At 72.8% G+C, this 23,402-nt stretch carries 21 protein-coding genes and 2 pseudogenes; 12 read left to right on the forward strand and 11 right to left on the reverse strand.

The window, feature by feature from the left end; genetic code table 11:
• Positions 1-56: 56 nt before the first annotated feature.
• The 4 genes from AB0E19_RS10260 to AB0E19_RS10275 form a co-directional block, all read right to left on the reverse strand.
• Positions 57-1,223, reverse strand: a complete 1,167-nt coding sequence (locus AB0E19_RS10260) for an esterase-like activity of phytase family protein (RefSeq protein ID WP_362176239.1) — start codon at positions 1,221-1,223, stop codon at positions 57-59.
• Between the two features lie 135 nt (positions 1,224-1,358).
• Positions 1,359-2,174, reverse strand: coding sequence for an alpha/beta fold hydrolase (locus AB0E19_RS10265; RefSeq protein ID WP_362176242.1), 816 nt, complete (start codon positions 2,172-2,174; stop codon positions 1,359-1,361).
• Positions 2,175-2,330: 156 nt separating this feature from the next.
• Complete coding sequence (locus AB0E19_RS10270; protein ID WP_362176245.1) at positions 2,331-4,340, reverse strand: ABC transporter ATP-binding protein; 2,010 nt, start codon at positions 4,338-4,340, stop codon at positions 2,331-2,333.
• Between the two features lie 392 nt (positions 4,341-4,732).
• Positions 4,733-5,116 (reverse strand): nuclear transport factor 2 family protein, encoded by a 384-nt coding sequence (locus tag AB0E19_RS10275; RefSeq protein ID WP_362176248.1) that lies wholly within the window; start codon positions 5,114-5,116, stop codon positions 4,733-4,735.
• A 115-nt stretch (positions 5,117-5,231) separates the two neighbouring features.
• Between AB0E19_RS10275 and AB0E19_RS10280 the strand changes: the two genes are divergently transcribed.
• Together AB0E19_RS10280 and AB0E19_RS10285 are read left to right on the forward strand one after the other, a co-directional pair.
• Positions 5,232-5,759 carry an AAA family ATPase gene (locus tag AB0E19_RS10280; protein WP_362176251.1) on the forward strand — a complete coding sequence of 176 codons (528 nt, stop codon included), beginning with the start codon at positions 5,232-5,234 and terminating at the stop codon, positions 5,757-5,759.
• 78 nt (positions 5,760-5,837) lie between these two features.
• Complete coding sequence (locus tag AB0E19_RS10285) at positions 5,838-6,536, forward strand: class E sortase (RefSeq protein WP_362176254.1); 699 nt, start codon at positions 5,838-5,840, stop codon at positions 6,534-6,536.
• Here AB0E19_RS10285 and AB0E19_RS10290 read toward each other — a convergent pair.
• A complete protein-coding gene (locus tag AB0E19_RS10290) occupies positions 6,533-6,919 on the reverse strand; it encodes a hypothetical protein (protein ID WP_362176257.1) in 387 nt (128 codons plus the stop codon). The two genes, AB0E19_RS10285 and AB0E19_RS10290, sit on opposite strands and share 4 nt — an antisense overlap.
• A gap of 174 nt (positions 6,920-7,093) precedes the next feature.
• Here AB0E19_RS10290 and AB0E19_RS10295 point away from each other — a divergent pair.
• Positions 7,094-7,369, forward strand: a pseudogene (locus AB0E19_RS10295) (S8 family peptidase); the annotation flags it as partial.
• Positions 7,370-7,634: 265 nt separating this feature from the next.
• Positions 7,635-8,291 (forward strand): S8 family peptidase, encoded by a 657-nt coding sequence (locus AB0E19_RS10300; RefSeq protein ID WP_362176260.1) that lies wholly within the window; start codon positions 7,635-7,637, stop codon positions 8,289-8,291.
• 51 nt (positions 8,292-8,342) lie between these two features.
• Here AB0E19_RS10300 and AB0E19_RS10305 read toward each other — a convergent pair whose 3' ends face one another.
• On the reverse strand, positions 8,343-9,398 hold the full coding sequence (locus tag AB0E19_RS10305) for a LacI family DNA-binding transcriptional regulator (protein ID WP_362176263.1): 1,056 nt from the start codon (positions 9,396-9,398) through the stop codon (positions 8,343-8,345).
• A 153-nt stretch (positions 9,399-9,551) separates the two neighbouring features.
• Here AB0E19_RS10305 and AB0E19_RS10310 point away from each other — a divergent pair, with 153 nt between their 5' ends.
• From AB0E19_RS10310 to AB0E19_RS10325, 4 genes are read left to right on the forward strand one after another with little or no spacing between them, the layout of a single operon-like run.
• Complete coding sequence (locus AB0E19_RS10310; RefSeq protein ID WP_362176266.1) at positions 9,552-10,859, forward strand: extracellular solute-binding protein; 1,308 nt, start codon at positions 9,552-9,554, stop codon at positions 10,857-10,859.
• Positions 10,860-10,876: 17 nt separating this feature from the next.
• On the forward strand, positions 10,877-11,761 hold the full coding sequence (locus tag AB0E19_RS10315; RefSeq protein WP_362176269.1) for a sugar ABC transporter permease: 885 nt from the start codon (positions 10,877-10,879) through the stop codon (positions 11,759-11,761).
• Complete coding sequence (locus AB0E19_RS10320) at positions 11,761-12,579, forward strand: carbohydrate ABC transporter permease (RefSeq protein ID WP_362176272.1); 819 nt, start codon at positions 11,761-11,763, stop codon at positions 12,577-12,579. The genes AB0E19_RS10315 and AB0E19_RS10320 overlap by 1 nt, the downstream gene beginning before the upstream one ends.
• A gap of 8 nt (positions 12,580-12,587) precedes the next feature.
• On the forward strand, positions 12,588-15,068 hold the full coding sequence (locus AB0E19_RS10325) for a glycoside hydrolase family 3 N-terminal domain-containing protein (protein WP_362176275.1): 2,481 nt from the start codon (positions 12,588-12,590) through the stop codon (positions 15,066-15,068).
• Here the strand turns inward: AB0E19_RS10325 and AB0E19_RS10330 are convergent, their stop codons facing one another.
• The 3 genes from AB0E19_RS10330 to AB0E19_RS10340 all read right to left on the reverse strand — a co-directional run bounded on the left by AB0E19_RS10330 (position 15,069) and on the right by AB0E19_RS10340 (position 18,385).
• Complete coding sequence (locus tag AB0E19_RS10330; RefSeq protein WP_362176278.1) at positions 15,069-16,559, reverse strand: NucA/NucB deoxyribonuclease domain-containing protein; 1,491 nt, start codon at positions 16,557-16,559, stop codon at positions 15,069-15,071.
• A gap of 3 nt (positions 16,560-16,562) precedes the next feature.
• On the reverse strand, positions 16,563-17,120 hold the full coding sequence (locus AB0E19_RS10335) for a hypothetical protein (protein WP_362176281.1): 558 nt from the start codon (positions 17,118-17,120) through the stop codon (positions 16,563-16,565).
• A gap of 296 nt (positions 17,121-17,416) precedes the next feature.
• Positions 17,417-18,385, reverse strand: a complete 969-nt coding sequence (locus tag AB0E19_RS10340) for an alpha/beta hydrolase fold domain-containing protein (protein WP_362176596.1) — start codon at positions 18,383-18,385, stop codon at positions 17,417-17,419.
• Positions 18,386-18,780: 395 nt separating this feature from the next.
• Here AB0E19_RS10340 and AB0E19_RS10345 point away from each other — a divergent pair, with 395 nt between their 5' ends.
• The 3 genes from AB0E19_RS10345 (at position 18,781) to AB0E19_RS10355 (ending at position 21,619) form a co-directional block, all read left to right on the forward strand.
• Positions 18,781-19,227 carry a tautomerase family protein gene (locus AB0E19_RS10345; RefSeq protein ID WP_362176284.1) on the forward strand — a complete coding sequence of 149 codons (447 nt, stop codon included), beginning with the start codon at positions 18,781-18,783 and terminating at the stop codon, positions 19,225-19,227.
• A complete protein-coding gene (locus AB0E19_RS10350) occupies positions 19,220-20,275 on the forward strand; it encodes an alcohol dehydrogenase catalytic domain-containing protein (protein ID WP_362176287.1) in 1,056 nt (351 codons plus the stop codon). The genes AB0E19_RS10345 and AB0E19_RS10350 overlap by 8 nt, the downstream gene beginning before the upstream one ends.
• Positions 20,276-20,356: 81 nt before the next feature.
• Positions 20,357-21,619 carry a PQQ-binding-like beta-propeller repeat protein gene (locus tag AB0E19_RS10355; RefSeq protein WP_362176290.1) on the forward strand — a complete coding sequence of 421 codons (1,263 nt, stop codon included), beginning with the start codon at positions 20,357-20,359 and terminating at the stop codon, positions 21,617-21,619.
• A 45-nt stretch (positions 21,620-21,664) separates the two neighbouring features.
• Here AB0E19_RS10355 and AB0E19_RS10360 read toward each other — a convergent pair whose 3' ends face one another.
• The gene (locus AB0E19_RS10360; RefSeq protein WP_362176294.1) at positions 21,665-22,303 is read right to left on the reverse strand and encodes a flavin reductase family protein; all 639 of its coding nucleotides are present in this window, start codon (positions 22,301-22,303) and stop codon (positions 21,665-21,667) included.
• Positions 22,304-22,368: 65 nt separating this feature from the next.
• Here AB0E19_RS10360 and AB0E19_RS10365 point away from each other — a divergent pair.
• Positions 22,369-22,658, forward strand: a pseudogene (locus AB0E19_RS10365) (winged helix-turn-helix domain-containing protein); the annotation flags it as partial.
• 169 nt (positions 22,659-22,827) lie between these two features.
• Here the strand turns inward: AB0E19_RS10365 and AB0E19_RS10370 are convergent.
• Positions 22,828-23,382, reverse strand: coding sequence for a dihydrofolate reductase family protein (locus AB0E19_RS10370; RefSeq protein WP_362176297.1), 555 nt, complete (start codon positions 23,380-23,382; stop codon positions 22,828-22,830).
• Positions 23,383-23,402: the final 20 nt, after the last annotated feature.

Here is a 23,402-nt window from a genome sequence, read left to right on the forward strand (position 1 = left end):
GGACGGAGAAGGGTGCCTGATCCGGGACCTGCCCCGGTCGGGCACCCTTCCTCATGTCAGCGGAGGCCGAGTGCCACGACCTGCGTGATCGCGTCCTCGGCGAAGTTGTCGTCGCTGACGAGGATCAGCAGGCGCTCGCCGGAAGGCAGGTCCGGGCCCCACGTCATGCCCTCGGTGTTGTCGACGGCGGAGAGGCCGAGGGTCTCGAAGTCCGCGACGAGCCTCTTGCGCATCGGCGTCACGGTCTGCCCGGCCAGCGAGTCCATCGCGCGGACGTCGGTCGCCCCGCGCGTGGTGGCGTCGAAGAGGCGGATCTTGTAGCCCGCGCCGGCGACCCAGGTGCGTTCGAGCACGAGGTAGCGGCCGGGCTGGTCCGGGAAGGCCAGGATGGAGGGGACGCCGGTGTCCGGGCCCCAGGGGCTGTTCGGGTCGTTCTCGGCGAAGATCTTCTCCAGCAGGTAGGCGAACTGCCCGAGCACCCGCCCACCGCGGTTCTGCTGCGTGACGCGGACCAGCGCCCCGTTGTCCAGGTCCGGCGGCGGGCCGTCCTGCAGGAGCGGGCCCTCGATCGCGCTGGTCACCACCTTGCCCTGGGAGCCGAAGGTGATCGCCTCGATCGCCTGGTTCTGGCGCGGGCCGCGCTCGTCCATCGTGATCGCGTAGTTCGCCGGCAGCCGCAGCCGTCCGGTGTAGTCGCCGGTGGCGGAGGCGTACTGGATGGACGGCTGGACGACCAGCGGGCCGACCGCCTTGGGCCGGTCGCCCTCCTGCGCCCACCAGTAGTCGCAGCCGCGCGGGTCGACCCTGATCTCCTCCGGGTCGACGGCCTTGCCGTCGCCCACGGCCGGGGCCGGGTAGACCGAGCCGTCGGGCTGGCGGAAGGGGTGGGTGCCGGTGAAGTCGACGGCGTGCACGCCACCGGCGTCCACGTCCAGCTTCGCCGTGTAGAAACGGGCGGGCTGGAGGTTCGAACGGTCGTCGCTGATGAACACGTACTCGCCGGTGCAGGGGTTGCGGTCGACACCGGACAGGCCACCGACCGTGGTGTCCTCGAAGGCCAGCTTGTGGGGAACGGTCTTTTCGCCGAGCAGGCGGGCCTGCACGGCTCGCCCCAACCCCCGGCCGGGGTCGCCCGGTTGGGCGGCGGCGGCCACGGCGGGGGCCAGGGTCGAGGTCAGGAGCAGGGCTACGGCGCACGCGCGGCGCGTCAGGGAAGAACTCACCAGATGATCTTGGCCTCTGGTGGGCGGGAGCACAGTCGCCCAATCGGGTAGGGCTCGCGGACATCGGTTCGGTGGTCGTTCCGGGAACGGCCGCGGACGGGTCCCGCGCGGGGTGCGTCGCCGAGCGGGTGCGGTTCAGTCCCGGGCTTTCACCCGCGTGTCGAGGAAGTCCAGCAACGCCGCGTTGAAGCGGTCGGGCTGCTCGGCGCCCGGGAGGTGGCCGGCGCCGTCGACGACCGTCAGGACGGCCTGGGGGACGAGGTGGTGGATCGTCTCGGCGGCCGCGACGGGGGTGTAGACGTCGTCCGCTCCGACGATGATCAGCACCGGCTCGCGGACGGCGGGCAGCGTGTCACGGTAGTCGCGGCGTTCGGCCCGGCCGCGCAGCGCCGCGGCCGCGCCACGGGGGTCGGTGGCGCGCATCATCGCCAGGACGCGCTCGGCGACGCGCGGCATCGCGGTCACGTTGTACGCGGCGAGCATCTTGTCGATCACCTCGTCCGCGTAGCCGGCCATCCCCTCGGCGAGGAGCCGGTCGGCGAGGCGGTTGCGGGCGTCCTTGCCCTCGTCGGTCTCGGCGGAGGCCGAGGTGTCGGACAGGACGAGGGCACGCACGCGTCGAGGGTGGCGATGGTGGAACTCCATGGCGATCTGACCGCCCATGGAGACGCCGCCGACCACCGCCCGCTCGATGCCCAGGTGGTCGAGGAGCGCGGCGAGGTCATCGGCGAAGTCCGAGAGGAGCACCTGCCCGGGGGTGACGCCGCTGCTGCCGTAGCCGCGCAGGTCGGGGGTGACGACCCGGTAGCCGGCTTCGGTCAGTGCCGTGACCTGGGGTGCCCACAGGGTGCGGTCGAAGGGGTGCCCGTGGACCAGCAGGACCGGCAGTCCGGCCGACGGCCCGAAGTCGTCGTAGTGGAGGGTGACGCCACGCAGGGTTACGGTGTCCATGCCAGGCACCCTAGCCGCGTGATCACCGGTGGTGCAGCGGCGTTGCGCGGGACGACGGACGGGGCCTCGCCCTGCTCCGTTCCGGTCCGGGGCGGCGGAGCCGGTCGGCCTCGGGTGCCGAGGCCGACCGGCTCCTCTCCTGCGTGCCGTCGGTCCCTAGCGGGGCGCGGCGTCGGTGTCGGGCGCGCCGGAGGCCTGGTAGGCGGCGGCCTGGAGGGTGAACATGCGGGCGTAGAGGCCGTCGTGCGCCATGAGTTCGGCGTGGGTGCCCTCCTCCACGACCCTGCCGGCGTCGAAGACGTAGATCCGGTCGCAGTCGACGACGCTGGCCAGGCGGTGCGAAATGAGGACGGTGATCCGGTCCTCGCGCAGGCGCCCGCGGAGGACCGCCTCGTACACGGCGTGTTCGGACGGCGGGTCCATGCTCGCGGTCGGTTCGTCGAGGAGGAACAGCGGGGCGTCCTTGTAGAGGCCCCGGGCCACGGCCATCTTGGCCCACTGGCCGCCGGAGAGGTCCTGGCCGCTACGGAACCGCTTGGAGAGCAGCGTGCTCCACTGTTCGGGCAGGCGGGCGATGACCTGGTCGGCGCCGGAGGCGCGCGCGGCGGCCAGGGCGCGGTCCGGGTCGGCCTCGGTGAGGCTTCCGGTGGAGGCGGTGATGTTGGCCAGGGCGCTGAAGGGGAACCGTACGGGCTCCTGGAGGACGAAGGCGACCTGCCGCTGGAGCGACCGGGCGTCCATGGCCCGTACGTCGACGCCGTCCCAGCGGATCGTGCCGCCCTGCGCCTCGTGGAGCCCGGCGAGGAGCTTGGAGGCCGTGGTCTTTCCGCCGCCGTTGGACCCGACGAAGGCGACGGTCTCCCCCGCCCTGAGGGTCATCGACACTCCGGTGAGGGCGGGTTCGGGCTTCCCCGCGTACGTGAACGACACGTCGTCCAGCTCGATCGTCGCCACGCGCTCGGGAGCCCGGAGGGTGCCGCCGCGCATCTGCAGGCCGCGGCAGCGTTCGAGTACGGCTTCGAGGTCCGCGACCCACAGGGCGTGCTCGTACACCAGGTGGGCCACGTCGACGAGCCGGGTCAGCGCGGCCTGGCCGCTCTGCACGGCCAGCACGGCACTCGCGCCGGCGGCGAGGGGCAGCCAGCCGGCGATCAGCATGGCGGTGAGCGCGCCGTACGTGACCGCGGTGCCCAGTCCGCCGACCCCGCGGCCCGTCAGGTGCAGCCAGGCCGCCTGGGTGCGCAGGCGCGTGTCCTCCTCGGCGATGCGGGTGATCAGCCGGTCGTGCTCGTCCAGCAGGGCCGCCTGCACGGTGTCGGAGCGCACCTCCGCGGCGGCGTCCTGGTCGAGCAGCAGCCAGGTGAAGACGCGGACGCGGCGCTGCAGGGCGTTCCACCGCTTGAAGGAGTGGTACCGGGCGCGTGCGCTGCGGATCGCGGCGATGCCGACGGGCAGCACGGACAGCAGCATCAGCGGCAGCAGGGCCGGATGCAGGAGTCCGAGGACACCGATGGTGCCGGCCAGGCCGAGCGCGGCCGAGGCGAGCGCGACGACCTGTCCGATGAGCTCGCGGGCGTAGAAGAGGCCGCGGTCGTAGGCGCGGAACACCTCGTCGTGCCAGTCGGCGTCCTCCACCGCCTCAAGGCGTACGTGCGCCGTCAGCCGGAGGAACTCCTTCTCCAGCGCGGTCCGGATCTTCGGGGTCACCCGTGCCTGGGCCATCCCGACGCCGGCCTCCAGCAGGGCCCGCAGGGCGAGCAGACCGGCGACGAGGAGGACCTGGAGGGCGGCGGCACGGACGCGCTCGGGTGTCGGCCCCTCCGCGAACAGCGCCTGCAGCACGCCCACGGAGGCGAGGAGCCCGAAGGCGGTCATGGCGGCGGAGGCGAGCTGGCAGGCGACGGCGGCCAGGGTGGCACGCGGGTCCGCCCGCCAGGCGAGCAGACCGATCCGGCGGGTCGTCCGGGGCAGCCCGCCGAGGATCTGGCGGACGGTCGCGGTCGCCACGGCTCCGTCGTGGACGGACCAGTAGGCCTCCTCCATCCCCTCGGTGATGTCCGTGCCGTCGCCGTCGACGGCGGCCGACGGCGGCCGGCCGAGGGTCGGCGTGCGCGGTGGGGGGACGGAGCTGTCGGGAGCCGGTTTCCGGTGGGGGTGCTCGGTCATGCGAACCGCCTCGGGTCCGTGGCTTCCGTGGCTGCCGGGCGGGCGGGTGGGGCGGGTGGGGCGGGTGGGGCGGGAAGAAGGAGAGAAGCGAGGATCTGGGAGTGCAACACGTCCTCCATGCCTGCGGGTCGGGGTGTCGGTCGGCTCAACGAGGTGACATCCCGGGTCGTGCACATCCGATTCGGACGGCGTTCGAACCCCGTCAGCAGGCGAAGGAGAGTTCGTTCCCTGTACATCGATCCGCGCGGGGCGCGGGTCGGGGCGGAGACCCGGCGTGGCCGAAACGCCGAGGTCGCGGGTGTGCGGCCGCATCTCCGACGCGGCCCCTCCGAACGGCGCGGGGCGATCCCGGGTACCGGTCCCGGGTCCCGGTCCCGCGTCCCGCGTCCCGCTCAGAACATCGTGTTGTCGTTCTCGGAGGTGGGCGGGACGACCTGGAGGACGTCCCAGTGCTCGACGATCCTGCCGTCGGCGTCGAAGCGGAAGATGTCGATGCCGGCGTACTCCTCGTCGCCCGGCCAGGTCTGGTGGCAGTGCAGGACGACGTGGTCGCCCTCGGCGAAGGCCCGCCGGTACTCGACGCGCTTGCCCGGGTACTCGGCGGCCATGCGCTCGAAGTAGTCGACGAACGCCTGCTTGCCGTCGCCGACGTGCGGGTTGTGCTGGATGTACGTGTCCCCCACGTACCGGTCGACGGCCTCGGCGGGGCGGCACTCGTTGAACATCAGGTCGTAGAACGCCTTGGCCGTGGCCTTGTTCTTCTCCGGGTCGCTCATGGGGCCACCGTAGGGCCGGCGTGCGGGAGCGGCGCGGCGGGGACGCCGGTCGGACGAGGGCCGTACCGGAGCGGCCCGCCGTGCCGGTGAGCGCGCGGCGCTAACCTCGGAGCCCATGACGATCGTATGGATCAACGGCACCCACGGCGTGGGCAAGACGACGACCGCCGCGCTCGTGCAGCAACTGATCCCGGACTCACGGGTGTTCGACGCCGAGAAGGTCGGCGAGACGCTCATGGACATCAGCCCGGGGCTGCCGACGACGAGCAACTTCCAGCACTGGCCGCCGTGGCGGCCGCTCGTGGTGGAGACCGCACGGCACGTCCTCGACTACACCGGCGGCACCCTGGTGATGCCCATGACGGTCCTGTACGAGCAGTACTGGCGCGAGATCGGCGCGGGCCTCGCCGGGCACGGGATTCCGGTCCGGCACTTCGTCCTCCATGCCGACCGGGACACCCTCCGCTCGCGCATCGCGGGCGACACCGTCACCGGCCCCGACTCCCCGTTCCGCCTCCAGTACCTGGAGCCCTACGCCGAAGCGGCGGACTCGTGGCTGCACGCCGAGGCCGAGGTCGTCGACACCACCCACCTCACCCCCGCCCAGGCCGCCCTGCGGATCGCGGAGTCCGTCACGGGCTGACGCGGTCCGCCCCCTCCCGCCCTCCGTCTGCCCCGGTGAGGGCGGGAATAGGCGGTGCCGGTCCGTTGTTGTGGGGCCATGGGCCGTACGCGCCGTGCCGTCGTTGCCGCCTCCGCCGCCGTTGCGGGAGTCCTCGTGCTGCTCGCGGGGTGCGCCTCCGCCGCCACGTCCGACGGCGTCGCCGCTCCCCCGCCCGCGCGTGTCGCCGAGGCGGGCGAGCCCGCGCCCTTCGGCGCTTCGCCGAGTCCCAGCCCCCGGCCGCGGGCCGCCGAGATCGACATCCCTTCGATCGGGGTGGCGGACCTGCGGGTCGTGCCGTACGAGGGGAAGACCGACGACCGGGCGGGCACCCGCATACAGGACCGGGGCGTCGCGGCCAGCCCGTACGGGGACCGGGGCGGCGTCGGGCCCGGCGACATCGGCAATTACCAGGTGACGGCGCACCGGCTCTCAGCCGGGGGGCCGCTCCGTGATCTGCCCGAGGTCGAGGTCGGCGACCTGGTGCACGTCACCGCCGGAGGCGACACGTACACGTACCGGATCGTCGAGACCCGCACCACCTCCTTCCGCTCCGAGCGGTCCCTCGCCGAGCAGCGTGCCGCGGTCCCGGGGGAACCGGGCGAGCGGCCCACCCAGGCCATGATCACGTTGTCCACCTGCGCGACCCCGGAGGACGACGCGGCGGGCAACTTCTGGCGGGACGCCCAGGGGAATCCCGAGCACCGGATCGACAAGATCGGTCTGCTCACCACGACCCGGCCCGCGTCCGCTCCCTAGTCCGGATCCGCGTCCGGCTGAGCCCGTCCCTCCCGGGGTTCGTCGTTCGGGGTGCCGTCGGCGCAGAGAGTCGTTCTCAGGAGGGGGTCGTCCGGAGCCGGCCGCGGGAGGGCCCTGCGGTAGAGGGCCAGCTGCTCGCAGGTGAGGCTCTCCGGGCCGCATGCCGTGAAGTCGGCCGTCGCGTCGGCGCAGACCTGTGGCGGGAGGCTCGGGGCCGGGGAGACCACCACGCCGGTTCCCGCGCCGTCGGGCTTCATGCCGGCGTTCAACGCCTCCGTCGCGGTGTAGCCGAGCGCGGCGACGGCGGCCGCCGTCGCCAGGAAGAGCCGCGCCGCCCGGGGAGCGGGCGCGGCCGGTAAGGACCTGGGGTCGTCGTCCGTCATCGGTGTTCCTTCGGGGCTTCGGTTCCGCCGGGATGATCACTCGGACGCTACCCCGGCCCGCGCTCACCGGGGGCACCGCTTCGGCGGAGCGCATTGCGGTGATCTGTGTGGCATCCGTTGGAATCCTCGGGAATGTACTGGCCCGTGATCGTTTCCGCGTGGTGCCCTCCCGGCATGAACACACGTACCAGACTCGCTCTGGCGAGCGGCATCGTCGCCGCCGTGGCCCTGACCGGACCGGCCGCCACCGCCGTGGGGACCGGCGCCGTGCCCGATCCGACTCCGGCGCCGCTCCTCACCGCCGCCAACGCGGTGCCCGGCAAGTACATCGTGACCCTCGACGAGACGGTCGACGCGGCCGATGCGGCGGCGAAGCTGGGGCTCAAGCCCACGTTCGTCTACGAGAAGGCGCTGAACGGCTTCGCGGTGCCGCTGACCGCGGTCCAGCTGGACCTCGTCAGGAAGACGCCCGGGGTGGCGTCCGTCGAGGAGGACGCGGTGGCCCTCGCCCCGCCGCAGCCCGTCACGCCAGCGGGTACCCGCGGACCGGCCGCCACCTGGGGGCTCGACCGGATCAACCAGTGGAACCTGCCGCTCGACAACGACTTCACCACGCTCGGCAGCGGCGCCGGCGTGACCGCGTACATCCTCGACACGGGGATCGACTTACGCGCACGACGAGTTCGGCGGCCGGGCCTCGTTCGGCTTCGACGCCATGGGCGACGGACGGGCCGGGCAGGACTGCAACGGACACGGAACGCATGTGGCGGGCACCGTCGCCGGGAAGACGTACGGCGTCGCCCGCAAGGCCGGCCTGGTGAGCGTGCGGGTGCTGGGCTGCGACTCCCGCGGACCGTACTCGGGGATCATCGCGGGGATGGACTGGGTGGCCAAGAACGCCAAGCAGCCCGCGGTCCTGAACGGCTCGCTGGGCGGCGACAAGTCCGTCGCCGTCAACAACGCCGCCACCGCCCTGTACTCGGCGGGCGTCCTGCCCGTCATCGCGGCGGGCAACTCCGCGAAGGACGCCTGCGACGTCTCGCCCGCGTCCGCGGCCGGCACGGTCACCGTCGCCGCGTCCAACGTCTGGGACGAGGAGACGTCCTTCTCGAACCACGGCCGGTGCGTCGAAATCTTCGCGCCCGGCCAGGACATCGTGTCGGCGAAGCTCGGCGGCGGTTCCGTCGCCCTGAACGGCACGTCCATGGCCGCCCCGCACGTGGCCGGGGTCGCCGCGCTCTACAAGGCGCAGCACCCGACCGCCGGCCCGGCCGAGGTGAGCCAGTGGCTGGACGGCAACTCCACCAAGGGACTCCTGACCAACCTCAGCAACAACACCCCCGACAAGCTGCTGTACACCGGCGGCCTGTAGCACCCGCCCGCGTCACCGCTTCCGGTCCCCGTCCCGCTCCCGCCCCGCCTCTCACGCCCCGCCCCGGGCGGTCGGCGACGCCGGGGCGGGGGCCGCGGGTGGCGGGGCGGTGCTGTTCCTGACGACGAGGCTGGTGGCGAGTTCCAGGCGGGTCACGGCGGGTTCGCCCGCGCGCAGCCGGAGCAGCATCTGGACCGCCTCCTCGCCCATCTGGCGGAGGGGCTGGTGGACGGTGGTGAGGGCGGGGCTGGACCAGCGGGCGGGCATCACGTCGTCGTAGCCGACGACGGAGAGGTCCTCGGGGACGCGGAGCCCGCAGACCCGGGCCGCCTCCAGGACGCCGAGGGCCTGGAGGTCGCTGCCGGCGAAGATCGCGGTGGGACGGTCGGGCAGGCGGAGCAGGTCGAGGGCGTGGGCGTACCCGCCTTCGACGTGGAAGTCGCCGAAGCGGATCAGCTCCGGATCGGCCGGGAGTCCGGCCATGCCGAGGGTCGAGCGGTAGCCGTCGAGGCGGGCGAGGGAGCACAGGACGTCCTCGGGGCCCGTGATGATGGCGATGCGCCGGTGGCCCAGGTCGACGAGGTGGCGGGTGGCGGCAACGCCGCCGGCCCAGTTGGCCGAGCCCACCGACGGGACGTCCGGCTCCGGGTCTCCGGCCGGGTCGACGATCACGAAGGGGATGGAGCGGGCGCCGAGTTGTCGTTTGACCTCGGCGGGGAGCGAGGAGAAGACGAGGACGACGCCGATCGGGCGGCGCTGCAGGACGCCCTCGATCCAGTCCGGTCCCGGCGCGTGCCGCGTGCCGCTCTCCGTGAGGACGACGCTCGCCTGGTGGGCCTTGGCGAGGTTCTCCACCCCGCGGATCAGCTCCATCGACCACACGCTGTCGAGCTCGTGGAAGACGAGTTCGATGAGCGGGGCCTCGCCGGCCGCCCGGGTGGTCCTCCGGTACGCGTGCGCCTCCAGGAGCGCCTCCACCTTGCCGCGGGTGCGGGGCGAGACGTCCTGGCGCCCGTTGAGGACTTTCGAAACTGTCGAAAGCGAGACCCCGGCCTTCTCGGCCACCTCGGCCAGGGTGATTCGCCGGTTCTCCTCGTCATCACGCATCCGAGCAGCATAAAGCACCAGCCCCGGCGACTCCGATGTCACGTTTCCATAACGCGACGACAGAGGGTTGACCGGTTTCACGGCACCGACCTAGCGTCCCGCCCATGAAGTTTCGGAAACACTTCCGAAACTCTTTCGAAGCGAGGCGGTGCGATGAAGCGACACATACGGCTCCTGAGAACGGCTGTCGTCGGTGGTGCGTCGCTGGCCATGACCCTGTCCCTGGCCGGCTGCGGCGGGTCGGGGGACGCGGCCGGCGGGGACGCGGGCACGATCCACGTCCTCGTCTACGGGGACGCCACGAACAAGGTGGAGAAGCAGCTCGTCGACACCTTCAACAAGACCTCGAAGGTCAAGGCGGTCCTCGACACCATCCCCGGCGCCGACTACCAGTCCAAACTGCAGACGATCATCAGCGGCAAGCAGGCCCCGGACGTCTTCTTCAACTGGGGCGGCGGCAGCATCAAGCCCTACGTCGACGCCGGGCTGCTGATGCCCCTCGACGACTTCATCGCGAAGGACCCCAGGCTCGAGTCCGACTTCCTGCCGTCGGTCTTCGACACCGCCGTCGTCGACGGCAAGCCGTACGGCGTCCCGATGCGCGGCACCCAGCCCGTGCTGCTCTTCAGCAACGAGAAGGTGCTCCGGGAGGCGGGCGTCACCGCCCCGCGGACCTGGGACGAGCTGCTGGCCTCCGTCAAGGCCCTGAAGGCCAGGGGCGTCACCCCGATCGCCCTGGGCGGCGGCGACCGGTGGCCCACGCAGATGTGGTTCCAGTACGTCTACGACCGGGTGGCCGGGCCCGAGCACTTCGCGAAGGCCGTCAAGGGCGACAAGGACGTCTGGGCGAGCGCGGACAGCAGGAAGGCCCTCGGCATGCTCAAGGAGCTGATCGACGCCGGCGCCTTCGGCACCAACTACGACTCGGTCAAGTTCACCGACGGCGGCTCGCCCGCGCTGCTCGCCACCGGCAAGGCGGCCTTCGAGCTCATGGGTTCCTGGGAGTACTCCACCCTCCAGGACGCCTACCCCGACTTCGTGAAGAGCGACCTCGGCTACGGCGCCTTCCCGGCCGTCACGGGCGGCAAGGGGAACGGCGACAACATCGCCGGCAACACCAACAACTTCTACTCGGTGCTCAAGAGCACCGAGCACCCCGAGGCCGTCGCCGACTTCCTGAAGCTCATGTACTCCGACGAGTTCGTCAAGGCGCAGCTCGCCATCGGCAACCTGCCCACCACCACCAACACCCCGAAGTTCCTCGGCACCGCCGCCAACCCCGAGTACTCGACGTTCCAGTACGACCTGGTGAAGAAGGCCCCGGCCTTCCAGCTCTCCTGGGACCAGGCGTTCCCGCCGGCCGCCACCACCACGCTCCACCAGGCGATCCAGCAGTTCTTCAACGGGCAGTCGGACGCCGACGCCTTCATCGCCGCCATGCAGAGCCTGCCCGCGGCCTGACCACCGGGACTTCCGACATGACCCCCGCCTCCGGTGTGGGCCGCCCGGGCTTCGCCTGGGCGGCACCGGCCGCCGTCTTCTTCGGGCTGTTCGCCCTCGTCCCGCTCCTCCTGGTCGTCGTGCTCTCCTTCACCCGCTGGAACGGCCTCGGCTCGCCCGAGTTCGCGGGCCTGGAGAACTGGAGCAAGCTGCTCGACGACCCCGTGATGGTGAAAAGCCTCTGGCTGAGCCTCGTCCTCACCGTCCTCGGCGTCGTCGTCCAGACCCCCATCAGCATCCTGCTCGGCGTCTGGGCCGCCGGCCGGCAGCGCAACCGCGCCGTCCTCTCGGCCGTCTACTTCGTCCCGCTCCTGCTCTCCGTCACCGCCGTGTCGGTGCTGTGGCGCGCCCTCCTCGACCCCAACTTCGGCCTCCCCTCCCAGGCCACCTGGCTGTTCGGGGACGGCAACCTCTTCGGCGTCCGGTCGAGCGCCATCGGCGTCCTCGTCCTCGTCGGCACCTGGCAGTTCACGCCCCTGCACACGCTGCTCTACCAGGGGGCCGCGCGGGCCATCCCCGACGTGCTCTACCAGGCGGCGCAGATCGACGGCGCGGGGCGGGCCAGGCAGTTCTTCCACATCACCCTGCCGCAGCTGCGCAACACCGTCGTGACCTCCACGATCCTCATGGTGGTCGGCGGTCTCACCACCTTCGACACCGTCCTGATCCTCACCCAGGGCGGCCCCGGCACCGACACCACGAACACGGCCTACTTCATGTACCAGAAGGCCTTCAAGAGCTTCGACTTCGGCACGGCCTCCGCCATCGCCCTGCTCCTCGTCCTGGTCGCCACCCTCGTCTCCCTGGTCATGGTCCGCCTCAGCGGCTACGACCGGATGCGCAGCACCCTGGAGGGCGTGTGATGAGGAAGCGCCCCCACTACCTCGCCGGCTTCGGCTCCCTGGTCTGGCTGTTCGTCGTCGGCCTGCCGCTGTACGTCATGCTCGTCGCCACGTTCCAGAGCCGGACCGACTACGCCGCGAACGGCCCCCTCGGCTTCCCGACGAACCTCACGCTCGACAACTACGTCGGCGACCTGAACGACGGCTTCGCCCGGTACTTCCTCAACACGGTCGTCGTCACCGTCTCCGTCGTGGCGATCGTCCTGCTGCTCGTACCACCCCTGGCGTACGCGATCGTCCGCAGCGACGGCAAGGCCTCCGGCAGGGTCTTCCGGCTCTTCCTGCTCGGTCTCGCCATCCCCTCCCAGGCCGTGATCGTGCCGATGTTCTACCTGATCAACGAGGCCGGGCTCTACGACAACCTCGTCGGCGTCATCCTGCCGACGGCCGCCTTCGCCATGCCCGTCTGCGCCCTGATCCTCACCGGCGTCATGCGCGACATCACCTCCGAGCTGTACGAGGCGATGACGGTGGACGGCGCCTCCTCCCGGCGGATCTTCCTCCAGCTGGTGCTGCCGCTGTCCAAGGGCGGGCTCTCGACGATCGTCGTCTTCTCCGCGCTCCAGGCGTGGAACGGCTTCCTCTTCCCTCTCGTGCTCACCCAGTCCTCGGAGAACAAGGTCATCACCATGGGCCTCTACGACTTCCAGACCGAGCACGGCGTCGACATCCCCGGTCTCCTCGCTGCCGTCGTCCTGTCCATGCTCCCCATCCTGTTCGTCTATCTGTTCGCCCGTCGCGCCCTGGTCCAGGGCCTGATGGGAGTCGGAGGAAAGTGACCGCCCCCATGACCTCGGCGTCGCCCGACACCCCTCGCGGCCCCGGCCCCGCCTCCGGAGCCGGCCCCCTTCCCGGACCCTGGCGGGACCCCACACTGGATCCGGAGGCCCGCGTCGAGGCGCTCCTCCGGGCGATGACGCTCCCGGAGAAGACCGCCCAGCTCTACGGTGTCTGGGTCGGCGCCTCCGACGACGGCGCCGAAGTCGCGCCCCACCAGCACGACATGGAGGAGCCCGTCGACCTCGACGCGCTGCTGCCCACCGGACTCGGCCAGTTGACCAGGCCCTTCGGCACGGTTCCGGTCGACCCGGCGCTCGGCGCGCTCTCCCTCATGCGGACGCAGGCGAGGATCGCCGCCGCCAACCGCTTCGGCATCCCCGCCGTGGCGCACGAGGAGTGCCTCGCCGGCTTCGCCGCCTGGGGAGCCACCGCGTACCCCGTCCCGCTGTCCTGGGGCGCGACCTTCGACCCGGAGCTGATCCGGGAGATGGCCGGCACGATCGGGCGCGACCTGCGCGCGGTCGGCGTCCACCAGGGCCTGGCCCCCGTCCTCGACGTCGTACGCGACGCCCGCTGGGGGCGCGTCGAGGAGACCATCGGCGAGGACCCGTACCTCGTCGGCACCATCGCCACCGCCTACGTCCAGGGCCTGGAGTCCGCGGGAGTCGTCGCCACCCTCAAGCACTTCGCCGGCTACTCCGCCTCGCGCGCCGGCCGGAACCTCGCCCCGGTCGGGATGGGCCGGCGCGAGCTGGCCGACGTGATCCTGCCCCCGTTCGAGATGGCGGTCCGGGAGAGCGGCGTGCGGTCGGTGATGCACGCCTACACCGACACCGACGGCATCCCCGCCGCCGCCGACGACGGGCTCCTGACCGGGCTGCTCCGTGACACCTGGGGGTTCACCGGCACGGTCGTCGCCGACTACTTCGGCGTCGCGTTCCTCAAGACCCTGCACGGTGTCGCCGGAAGCCTCGACGAGGCGGCCGGCGTGGCGCTCGCCGCGGGCGTCGACGTCGAACTGCCCACCGTCAAGGCCTTCGGCGGGCCGCTGCTGGACGCCGTCGAGCACGGTCGCGTACCCGAGTCCCTCGTGGACCGCGCGGTCCGGCGCGTCCTCCTCCAGAAGGTCCGCCTCGGCCTGCTCGACCCCGGCTGGAGCCCCGTCCCACCGGCCCTGGCGGGCATGGTCCCCGACGCGGACATCCCGGAGACCTCGGGGGCCTCGGACCCGGAGGACCTGCGCGGCGCGGTCGACCTGGACCCCGCGTCCAACCGGGAGCTCGCCCGCCGGGTCGCCGAGCGGGCCGTCGTCCTCCTCCGCAACGACGGCACCCTGCCCCTCGACCCGGCCGTGCCCCGCCGGATCGCCCTGATCGGCCCCACGGCCGAGGCCCCCACGGCCGTCCTCGGCTGCTACTCCTTCCCCGTCCACGTCGGCGGACAGCACCCGGACGTGCCGCTCGGCATCGCCCTGCCGACCCTGCACGAGGCGCTCCGGGCCGAGTTCCCGGCCGCCGAGTTCGCCGTGGCGGCCGGCACCGGGATCGACGACGGGGCGACCGACGGGATCGCCGAGGCCGTGGCGCTCGCCCGCGGCGCCGACCTCGTCGTCGTGGCGCTCGGCGACCGCGCCGGGCTCTTCGGCCGCGGCACCAGCGGCGAGGGCTGCGACGCGGAGTCCCTCGACCTGCCGGGGGCCCAGGGCCGGCTCCTCGACGCCCTGCTCGACGCCGTCCGCGACACCGGTACGCCCCTGGTGGCCACGCTGCTGGCCGGGCGGCCGTACGTCCTGGGCCGGGCCGCCGAGGAGGCGGCCGCCCTCGTCCAGTCCTTCTTCCCCGGCGAGTCGGGAACCGCGGCCGTCGCCTCCGTGCTCAGCGGCCGGACCGCCCCCAGCGGCCGTCTCCCGGTCAGCGTGCCCCGGCACCCCGGCGCCCAGCCGTCCACGTACCTGGCCGCCCGCCTCGGTCACGCCAGCGAGGTCTCCAGCATCGACCCGGCGCCCGCGTACGGCTTCGGCCACGGCCTGACCTACACGAGTTTCGACTGGTCCGAACTCGCGGTGGAGACGGCCGAGTCGCCGACGGACGGCGCCTTCCGCCTCTCCTTCACCGTGGAGAACACCGGTGCCCGCGCCGGCACCGAACTCGTCCAGCTGTACCTCCACGACCCGGTGGCGTCGGTGGTGCAGCCCGTGCAGAGGCTCGTCGGGTACGCGCGGCTCGACCTCGCCGCGGGCGAGCGGAAGCTCGTCCGCGTGGAGGTCCCCGCCGACCTCGCGTCGTTCACGGGCCGCGACGGGACGCGGCGGGTGGAACCGGGAAGCCTGGAACTCCGCTTCGCCGCCTCCAGCACCGCGCCCCGGCTGACGGCGCACGTCACGCTCACGGGTCCGGTGCGGCAGGTCGACCACCGCCGGCGTCTGCACGCCGACTTCCGGATCGCGCCTTCCGCTCCCGTCCTCCCCCCGGTCCCCTCGGTCCCGTGATCACGGGACGATCCTGATGAAGAAGGGGTCGCCGTCGAGGATGCGGTCGCGCTGATACCAGGCGCCGAGGGCGCCGCCCGCGCTGCTGTTGTCCGCTCCCGGTACGTACTTGACCGAGAAGTCGCCGTACGGCGCGGACGGCCGGTACGTGGGCAGGCCGGCGCCCTCCAGGCTGGAGGCGAAGGGGAACTCGTCGCACTCGGGCCTCGGCACCCCGGGCTTGATCAGCTTGGCGCACTCGGTGCGTACGGCCTTGCGGTTGTCCCGGACGCGCTGCGGGTTCTTCTTGCGGACCAGCCGGTGGAGGGGCGAGGCGGCGGACCCGCCGGGGATGCGCTTGGGCGGGTCGCTGCGGGCGGGGACCGTGGCCGTCGGATCCTCCAGGGCGGTGCGGATGTGCTCCGCGACGGCCGCCTCCTTGCCGCCGAGCCGGTACACGAGGTGGGGCACGGTGTTGTCGAAGACGGCGCCGTCGACGAGCTCCGGCCGCTGCTCGGGCTCGTCCCGTCGGCCCACGGCCCGCGTGGGCTCGTCGTGGGCGTCGGGTTCCGGTTCGGGGCGGGCGATGTAGTCGCTCGTGTCGAAGCGGACGGTGCTGCGCGGGCCGTCCTTCAGCTGGGGTGAACTGCTGCCCGCCTTGCCCCACATGCCGAAGGAGAAGACGGCCTTCACGATGCGCTCGTGTTCGGCGCCCGCCGTCGCGGGCGCGTCCGCCGTGAAGCGGGCGGGAGCCGCCACCCACATGGCCAGCGGCGTCAGGGCGGAACCGGAGGAGGAGTCCTCGCACACGTCCCCGACGACGGCCGCGTACGTGCTCACGCAGTCGAAGTCGAGCCCGAACTTGGGGTCGCCGGGGAAGCCGGACATGTCGAGCTTCGAGCCCTGGGCGGTGTAGTCGACGCGGCGGCCGTCGGCACGGCCGTTGCCGAGGAAGGTGACGAGCATGGAGGAGGTGCCGATGGGCACGGGGAGCGTGAAGGGGCCGACCTTGTAGTAGTGGGCGATGACCACGACCTTGACGGCGCACCAGGCGTAGTGGTTCTTGACCCACCCTTCCGGCAGGCCGGACCTGCCGCCGCGCCGGAAGTCCGCCAGGCACTCCTCCTGGGTGACCGGGTCGTAGAGGTCGCGGGTCGTGGGCGCGTCGGCCGCGTCCGTCACGTCGGCCGCGTTCACGCCGTAGGTGGAGGCGGTGGTCCGGCGGAACTCCGCGGCCTCCTCGGCCGTCCTGGGGACCTTGGGCAGGTCGCCGTAGCCGAGGGACCGGAGCGTGGCTCCCCCCTTGAGCTCCTGGAGGATCTCCTCGGCGGTGCGGGAGGCGTCGTTCCCGACCCCGATCCGCACGAACGACTCCCCTTCGCCTCCCGAGGGGTCGTACGGCGGCGTCGTCGCGTACGGGGGACTCGCGGCGTACGTGGGGGTCAGGCCGGTGACGGCCATCGCGGCGGCCAGGGCCAGGACGAGTGCGGGCCGCCGCAGGCGCGAGGACATCCGTCACGCCTCCGTTCCGGGAGCGGCGCCCGCGGTGAGCCGGTACGAGCAGCCCGGGCGGGCGCACGGACCGTCCAGGTCCTGGCCGAGCGAGATCAGGTCACCGTCCTTGATGAGGGTGTACCGCACGGTCCAGGAGGCCTCGGGGGCGTCGTCGCAACGGTCCGAGAACGGATCGCAGCGGGTGAGGGAGACGTCCACCCCGAAGCGCCGGTGGGTGCCGCCGATGACCTCGTCGCGTACGGCGGTGTCGACCCGCCAGCGGAAGCCGTGGTGCTCGGCGGGCCGGGGGGCCTCGGCGCGTACCGTCCACTCGTCCGGCATGCGCCACGCGCAGGCGACGATGCCGACGTCGATCCGGGCCAGCGGCTCGTCGGCGGCCCAGTGGCGCACCGTCAGCTGCTGCGACGGCGCGCAGCGGGCGAGGCCTCCGCCGCCGGTCGCGTGGGCGGGGGCGGCCACGGACAGGAGGGAGACCAGCGTCAGCGCGGCCGCGCCGGCGGTTCGCCGCAGGGGCTGCCGCGGTCGGCGGGGCGGGCGTGTGCGGGGCAGGAGGGACATGCGTGCTCCCGAATTCGATTTCTCGTACGAGGTACGAATGGACACGTGATCGAGTCCATCCTCGGGAGCACGGAGCGCGGGGAGGCCGTGGCCCGCCCACGAACCGGCGAAATCACTCTCCCGCCGCAGATCGGCACCGGGCACTCGACGCGACCGGCCCACAGGCACGGAGCCGAGAGCGCCCGGGGCGTCCGAGCCGCGTGCGATCCGGGGTGCGATCCGGGGCGGGGCATCCGGCGTGCGGCGACGGGCGCGCCGGATGCCCTGCCCCGGTACCGCCGCCGGCGGCCCTCGGCTCAGGAGTCGAGCAGGCGCGCCACCCAGTCGTCGCGGGCCGCGGTCGCCGCCTGGGACACGGCGGTGTGGGGGGCGAGCAGGTCGAAGCCGTGGAAGCCGCCGGCCCAGACGTGGAGTTCCGTCGGAACCCCGGCCGCCCAGAGCGCCGTCGCGTACGCGACGTCCTCGTCGCGGAACAGCTCCGCCGAGCCGCAGTCGACGAACGTGGGCGGGAGGCCGGCGAGGTCCGTCGCGCGGGCCGGCGCCGCGTAGACCGAGACGTCCTCGGTCCCGCGCCGCTCGCCGAGGAGCGCGCTCCAGCCGACCCGGTTGTTGTCGCCGTTCCAGGTGCCGGCGTCGGCGTACTGGCGGGTCGAGGCCGTCCGCCCCCGGTCGTCGAGCATCGGGCAGATCAGCACCTGTCCCAGCAGTGCCGGGCCCTGGCGGTCGCGGGCCAGCAGGGCGGTGCCCGCGGCGAGTCCGCCGCCGGCGCTCGCGCCGGCGACGACGATCCGGTCCGGGTCGATCCCGAGGTCCGTGGCGTGCTCCGCGGTCCAGACGAGACCCGCGTAGCAGTCCTCCACCGGATACGGATCCGGGAACTCGGGAGCGAGACGGTACTCGACCGTGACGAGGACCGCGTCGTGCTCGACGATCCAGGGCAGCATCTGGACCACGCCGAGCAGACGGTCCCCGAGGACCATGCCGCCGCCGTGGACGTGGTAGATCCCGGGCCCCCGCCCGGTGTGGTCGCGGCGCGAGATCACCGTCGCGGCCAGCTCCGCGCCCTCGTGGCCGGGGACGGTGACCTCGCGGCGTACGAGTCCCTCCGACTCCAGCTCCTCGTCGGTGAGTCCGCCCGCCATCGGCAGGTCCCGGAACGTCGGGACGGTCTCCAGCGTCAGGGTCGGCAACTGTTCGCCGACGACGGACAGCACGGCTTCCAGCTCCGGATCGAACGGCGGCCTGGCTATCCCCGGGCTCGGCATCATGACCCCTCTCTCCTCGTGTCTCCCTGCGTCTCCCCGCGCACCTCGCGCTGCTCGCGAGGCGTCGCGGCGGATGGCCCCACCCTGTCCGCGGGCCGAGGACCACGACAACCGCCGTTCGCGGCGGCATGCGGACGCCGCGTGCGCCGTCCGCCGGCGCGACCGGGGGCCGACCTGCCGGAACGCCTCGGGATCGGCGTCGGCCCGCCGGGGCCGGATCGCGGTGCGCGGTCGCGCACTTGATCAGGGGTACGGGACGCGGCCGGTCGCGGGGAGAAGAGCGGGCGGCGAAGGACGACCGCGCGAACCGGGAGCCTGACCGCCTCCCCCCTGGTTATAACGACCGTCATAGTCTACCGTGACCGCTGTCTATAACGCTCGTCATAGGAGCTGCCGTGCCCCTGATCCGCCTGACCGTGCCCACCGGCGCCCTCACCGAGGAGGGCCGCGCCGGCGTCCGACGCGACCTCGCCGCCGCCGCGCTGCACTGGGAGTCACTGCCGGACACCGCCTTCTTCCGCGCCCAGGCGTGGAGCCACCTCGTCGAACTGCCGGAAGGCGCGCAGACGACCGCCGAGGACGACGCACCCCGCTTCCTCGTGGAGGTGAACGTGCCGCAGGGAGCGCTGTCCGAACGACGCAGGGCGGGTCTCGTACGGGACGTGACAGGGACGGTCCTCGCCGCCGCCGGCCTCGGTCCGGCCGAAGCGCCGCGGGTCTGGGTGCTCGTCCACGAACAGCCGGACGGCACGTGGGGCGCGGGCGGCTCCATCGTCCGCCACGCCGACCTGGTCGCGCCGGCGCAGGGCCGGCGGCGGGGCGAGGAGCGGGCCGATGCGTGAACTGACCTATGTCGCCCGGCGGACGGTCGAGTGGCGCGAGGCCCCGGATCCCGCGCTCCGGTCCGACCGGGAGGCGATCGTCGCCCCGGTCGCCGCGACCCCCTGCGACGTCGACTCCTCGATCCTCGCCGGACACGGCTTCATCGACCCGCCGTTCGCCCTCGGCCACGAGTGCGTCGCCCGTGTCACCGAGGTCGGCGACGCCGTGACCGCCGCCGCTCCCGGCGACCTCGTCGTCGTGCCCTGGTCGATCAGTTGCGGCACGTGCGGCCCCTGTCTCGGCGGGCTGACCGCCCACTGCGCCTCGGTCCCGCACATGGCGATGTACGGCGCGCCGATCGGCGGCAGTTGGGGCGGGCTCTTCTCCGACCTGGTCCGCGTCCCGTACGCGGACGCCATGCTCGTCCCGCTGCCCGCCGGCCTGGACCCGGTCGCCATGGCGGCCGCGAGCGACAACTGGTCGCTGTCCTGGCGGCTCGTCGCGCCGCACCTGAAGGCCCGCCCCGGCGCCCGGGTCCTGGTCGTGGCCCGCGGCAGCATCGGCCTGTACGTCTGCGACGTCGCCCGGGCGCTCGGCGCCTCCGACGTCCTGTACGTCGATCCCGACGCGGAGCACCGCCAGCTCGCCGAGGGCTTCGGCGCCCGCACCGCCGAGGCCCTCGAACCGGTCCGGCACGGCTTCGACATCGCCGTCGAGGCGACCGGACGTGTCGACCAGCTCGCGCTCGCCGTCAGGTCCCTCGCGCCGGAGGGCGTGTGCGAGTCGGCAGGCAACCACTTCCGCCCCGGCGAACTGCCGCTGCTCGACATGTACCTCACCGGCGTCACCCTGCGCATCGCCCGCGACAACGTCCGCGCCCACATCCCCGACGCGCTGGCCCTCGCGGCGTCCGGCACCGTCGACCCGGCACGGGTCGTCTCCCACGTCCTCGACTGGGAGCGGCTCCCCGAGGCCCTGCCCGAGCAACACCTCAAGCCCGTCTTCGTACGCGACCTGGGGTGCGCCGAACGGGGCGGAGACCACTCCGGTCCGGCATCCGACTCCTGATGTACCATCACATGCTCTTCTGTGGGCGACACTTGGGGGTCAAGGATGCGCAACTGGAGGACGCCGTTACGGGTCGCCGGGGTGGTCGGATCACTCGCTCTGCTCGCCGCGTGCGGCGGGACCGACGAACCGACCGGGCCCGCCGACGGCCGGCCTTCCGCCTCGGCGCCGGTCACGGGCGGGAGCCCGTCCACGGCGGAGTCCGAGGCCGCCGGTCCCGAGACCGCCGAGTCCGGGACCGCGTCCCTCACCGCGTACGACCCGCCCACCCGTTTCGAGGCGCACGGCAGCCTCGGCGCGCCCGCACTGCGCAACGTCGCGCTCGACGGGCAGAGGGCGTACTACCTCGCCCCCGGTGAACTCGTCGCCCGCGACCTCGCCGGCGGGACGGACATCGGGGCGGTGAAGGCCTCGACGTCGTCGTCCGACGACCTCCCGCACGGACCGGGCCTCGGCACCGCCGAGGGAAGGCGGTACGCCGTCGCCGCGTTTCCCTTCCGCACCAAGGGGACGGGCAGCGGCGGCGACACCGCCGGCGTCGAGGTCGTCGCGATGGACGCGGCGACCGGCGAGGAGGCCTGGCGGACGCGGTGGGTCCTGCCCGCGTCGTACGACCCGTACCTGGTGACGTACGTCGCCGGGATCGCGGGCCGTACGGCGGTCGTCGTCTCCCACGGGGAGCACCGCTACCCCGTGACGTACGGGATCGACCTCGTCACCCACGAACAGACGTGGCGCAGGCCCGCCTTCAAGGCGCAGCTCGTCCAGGGGACCCGCGTCATCGGCCAGAAGCGAGGCGCCGAGGACGCTCTCCGGCTCGCGGCCGTCGACGGCGCGAAGGGGCGCGACCTCTGGACGGGCATGGAGGTCGGCGGGGACTGGACGGTCGAGGCCTTCGCTCCGGACCGCGCCTGGGTCGGGGACCCGGACGGGCGAGCCGTCGTCGACAGCGCGACCGGCGCGAACAAGAAGTACGAGGGCTTCGGCGAGCGGTTGCACTCCGTCGAGAACTGCGTCGACGACGCGCTCAGGACGACCGTCTGCTTCTCCCGCACGGTCAAGGGCGGCGAGATCTCGGCGTACGACCGGACCGGCACGCGCCTGTGGCGGGTGGGCGGCCCGTCGGACACGTCGGGACGCAAGGAGATGCGTCTCCAGTCCGCCTTCCACGGCGCGGTCTACGTCCACCTCAGCGACGGCCCGTACGTACCGCTGGTGCTGGACGCGGCCACCGGGGCCGACAAGGTCACCGATCCGGTGACGGCACCGCAGCTCGCGAATCCGTACGTGGGACTGGTCACGTCCGGGCAGGGCGGGATCGAGGTGCACCGGGCCACCGGCTGAACGGACGCACGATCGGCCGCCGCGGGGTGGCCACGGGCCTTCTGCTCACCCGACCCGCGCGGCGGCCCCGGCGCCGACGGCCGTCTCCGAGCGGAAGCCGTGGCCGAGTTCGGGGGCGAGACCGTGGTAGTGGCGGAAGTTGTAGATGAGGGGGCTCCACTCCCCCGGGTCGACGTGGTGCGTGCCGGGGACGACGATGTGCTCGGCGGCGTGGACGCGGAGCACTTCGCACTCGACGGAGAAGAAGTCGCCCCCGCCGCCCGGAGTCAGCGCGACGGCCCGCGCCTCCAGCTGGAGCGGCGACTCGGCGACCCGGGGCGGTCGTACGAGCTGGGAGGGGACCGGGGTCAGCCCGGCGGCGGCGAACTTGTCGGGCTCGTACCGGTACACCGCCCGCTTGCCCTCCGGCACCGGATCGGCACCGGTCAGCGGCGCGAGGCGCTCCACCTGCTCCCACAGGTCGGGCGAGGCGAGGTTGATCACGACGTCCGGCCGCTCCGCGAGGTTGCGGACGGTCCTGCTGTCGCGGCCCAGGCCCAGGACGACGTTCTGTCCCAGGGCCCAGGCCGAGGAGATCGGGGCGAGGTTGAAGGTTCCGTCGCCGTTCTCGGTGGTGAGGAGGACGACGGGGGTGCCGAAGTAGAGGATGCTCGGGCGGATCACGCGGTGGGTGTGGTTCGTCATGCGGAGAACGCTAGGTGCGCGACCCTTCGGTGGGCGTCGAAGTGACGGCGGTCGACCATGGCCGTGTGACCAGCACCGACGCGTACGCCGACGAGCCCGACCTCGCCGCTCCGGCCGTCCTCCCGGTGGACCGGACGCGCGCCGACTTCCGCCTCGCGCTGCTCGACGGCGGGCGTGGACGGCGACCGAACCGGCCCGGCTCGCGGGCGTCGCCCCCTCGACCGCGACGAGCCACCTGAACCGGCTGGTGACGGGCGGCCTGCTCGCGGAGGAGCGCAGCGGCCGGCACCGCTCCGTCGGACTCGCCGACCCGGGCATCGCGGAGATGATCGAGGCGCCGGCCGCGCGGGCCCCCCATCGCGTCGGAGCGAGGGCGGACCGGCAGCGCCCTGACGTTCCTCGCGGGAACCACGGCGGCGACGACGGCTGCCCCGCGAGTACGCCTCCACGGGTCCGACGGGTACCGGGAGTCCGGTGGATACCGGGAGTCCTGTGGATACCGGGAGTCCGGCGAGTAATTCCGCTCAGCGCGCCGGACGGTAGGTCGCGATGATCACTCCGCTGCTGGTCGGCTGGGCGCTCACCAGCTGGAGCCGCTTCATGGGTGCGTCGTCGGCGAACAGCTTCCGGCGGCCCTCGCCGGCCACGACCGGGTGGATCAGCAGGACGAGTTCGTCCAGCAGGTCCAGCTCCAGCAGGGAACGCACCAGGGTCGGGCTGCCGGCGACGGTGATGTCCTTGCCTTCGCCCGCCTTGAGCTCGTTCACGGCGGTCGTCAGATCGCCCTTGACGAGGGTGCTGTTCGCCCAGTCGTCGACGCTGTCGAGCGTCGACGAGACCACGTACTTGGGGGACTCGTTGATCCACTTGGCGAAGCCGGCGTCCTCCCCGCTGGTCACCGTCGGCCAGTACCCGGCCCACTCGGTGAACGTGACGCCGCCCAGCAGGATGGTGTCCGCCGTCTCCAGCGTGCCGGCGAGCGCCGCGCCCATCTCCTCGTCGAACTCGAACTGCCACTCGTTGGGCGACTGGGCGACTCCGTCGAGGGAGACGAACAGACCCGAGACGACCTTGCGCATGATTCCTCCACGTCGGAAAG

Origin of the sequence: Streptomyces sp. NPDC047974 (genome assembly GCF_040653375.1) — a bacterium.
In the GTDB taxonomy this organism is placed as follows: Bacteria; Actinomycetota; Actinomycetes; order Streptomycetales; family Streptomycetaceae; genus Streptomyces.

Excerpts from the sequence above, each read along its gene's own strand:
- AB0E19_RS10265 (WP_362176242.1), bottom strand. The coding sequence starts at position 2,174 with ATGGACACCGTAACCCTGCGTGGCGTCACCCTCCACTACGACGACTTC.
- AB0E19_RS10270 (WP_362176245.1), bottom strand. The coding sequence starts at position 4,340 with ATGACCGAGCACCCCCACCGGAAACCGGCTCCCGACAGCTCCGTCCCC.
- AB0E19_RS10275 (WP_362176248.1), bottom strand. The coding sequence starts at position 5,116 with ATGAGCGACCCGGAGAAGAACAAGGCCACGGCCAAGGCGTTCTACGAC.
- AB0E19_RS10280 (WP_362176251.1), top strand. The coding sequence starts at position 5,232 with ATGACGATCGTATGGATCAACGGCACCCACGGCGTGGGCAAGACGACG.
- AB0E19_RS10285 (WP_362176254.1), top strand. The coding sequence starts at position 5,838 with ATGGGCCGTACGCGCCGTGCCGTCGTTGCCGCCTCCGCCGCCGTTGCG.
- AB0E19_RS10290 (WP_362176257.1), bottom strand. The coding sequence starts at position 6,919 with ATGACGGACGACGACCCCAGGTCCTTACCGGCCGCGCCCGCTCCCCGG.
- AB0E19_RS10300 (WP_362176260.1), top strand. The coding sequence starts at position 7,635 with ATGGGCGACGGACGGGCCGGGCAGGACTGCAACGGACACGGAACGCAT.
- AB0E19_RS10305 (WP_362176263.1), bottom strand. The coding sequence starts at position 9,398 with ATGCGTGATGACGAGGAGAACCGGCGAATCACCCTGGCCGAGGTGGCC.
- AB0E19_RS10310 (WP_362176266.1), top strand. The coding sequence starts at position 9,552 with ATGAAGCGACACATACGGCTCCTGAGAACGGCTGTCGTCGGTGGTGCG.
- AB0E19_RS10315 (WP_362176269.1), top strand. The coding sequence starts at position 10,877 with ATGACCCCCGCCTCCGGTGTGGGCCGCCCGGGCTTCGCCTGGGCGGCA.
- AB0E19_RS10320 (WP_362176272.1), top strand. The coding sequence starts at position 11,761 with ATGAGGAAGCGCCCCCACTACCTCGCCGGCTTCGGCTCCCTGGTCTGG.
- AB0E19_RS10325 (WP_362176275.1), top strand. The coding sequence starts at position 12,588 with ATGACCTCGGCGTCGCCCGACACCCCTCGCGGCCCCGGCCCCGCCTCC.
- AB0E19_RS10330 (WP_362176278.1), bottom strand. The coding sequence starts at position 16,559 with ATGTCCTCGCGCCTGCGGCGGCCCGCACTCGTCCTGGCCCTGGCCGCC.
- AB0E19_RS10335 (WP_362176281.1), bottom strand. The coding sequence starts at position 17,120 with ATGTCCCTCCTGCCCCGCACACGCCCGCCCCGCCGACCGCGGCAGCCC.
- AB0E19_RS10340 (WP_362176596.1), bottom strand. The coding sequence starts at position 18,385 with ATGCCGAGCCCGGGGATAGCCAGGCCGCCGTTCGATCCGGAGCTGGAA.
- AB0E19_RS10350 (WP_362176287.1), top strand. The coding sequence starts at position 19,220 with ATGCGTGAACTGACCTATGTCGCCCGGCGGACGGTCGAGTGGCGCGAG.
- AB0E19_RS10360 (WP_362176294.1), bottom strand. The coding sequence starts at position 22,303 with ATGACGAACCACACCCACCGCGTGATCCGCCCGAGCATCCTCTACTTC.
- AB0E19_RS10370 (WP_362176297.1), bottom strand. The coding sequence starts at position 23,382 with ATGCGCAAGGTCGTCTCGGGTCTGTTCGTCTCCCTCGACGGAGTCGCC.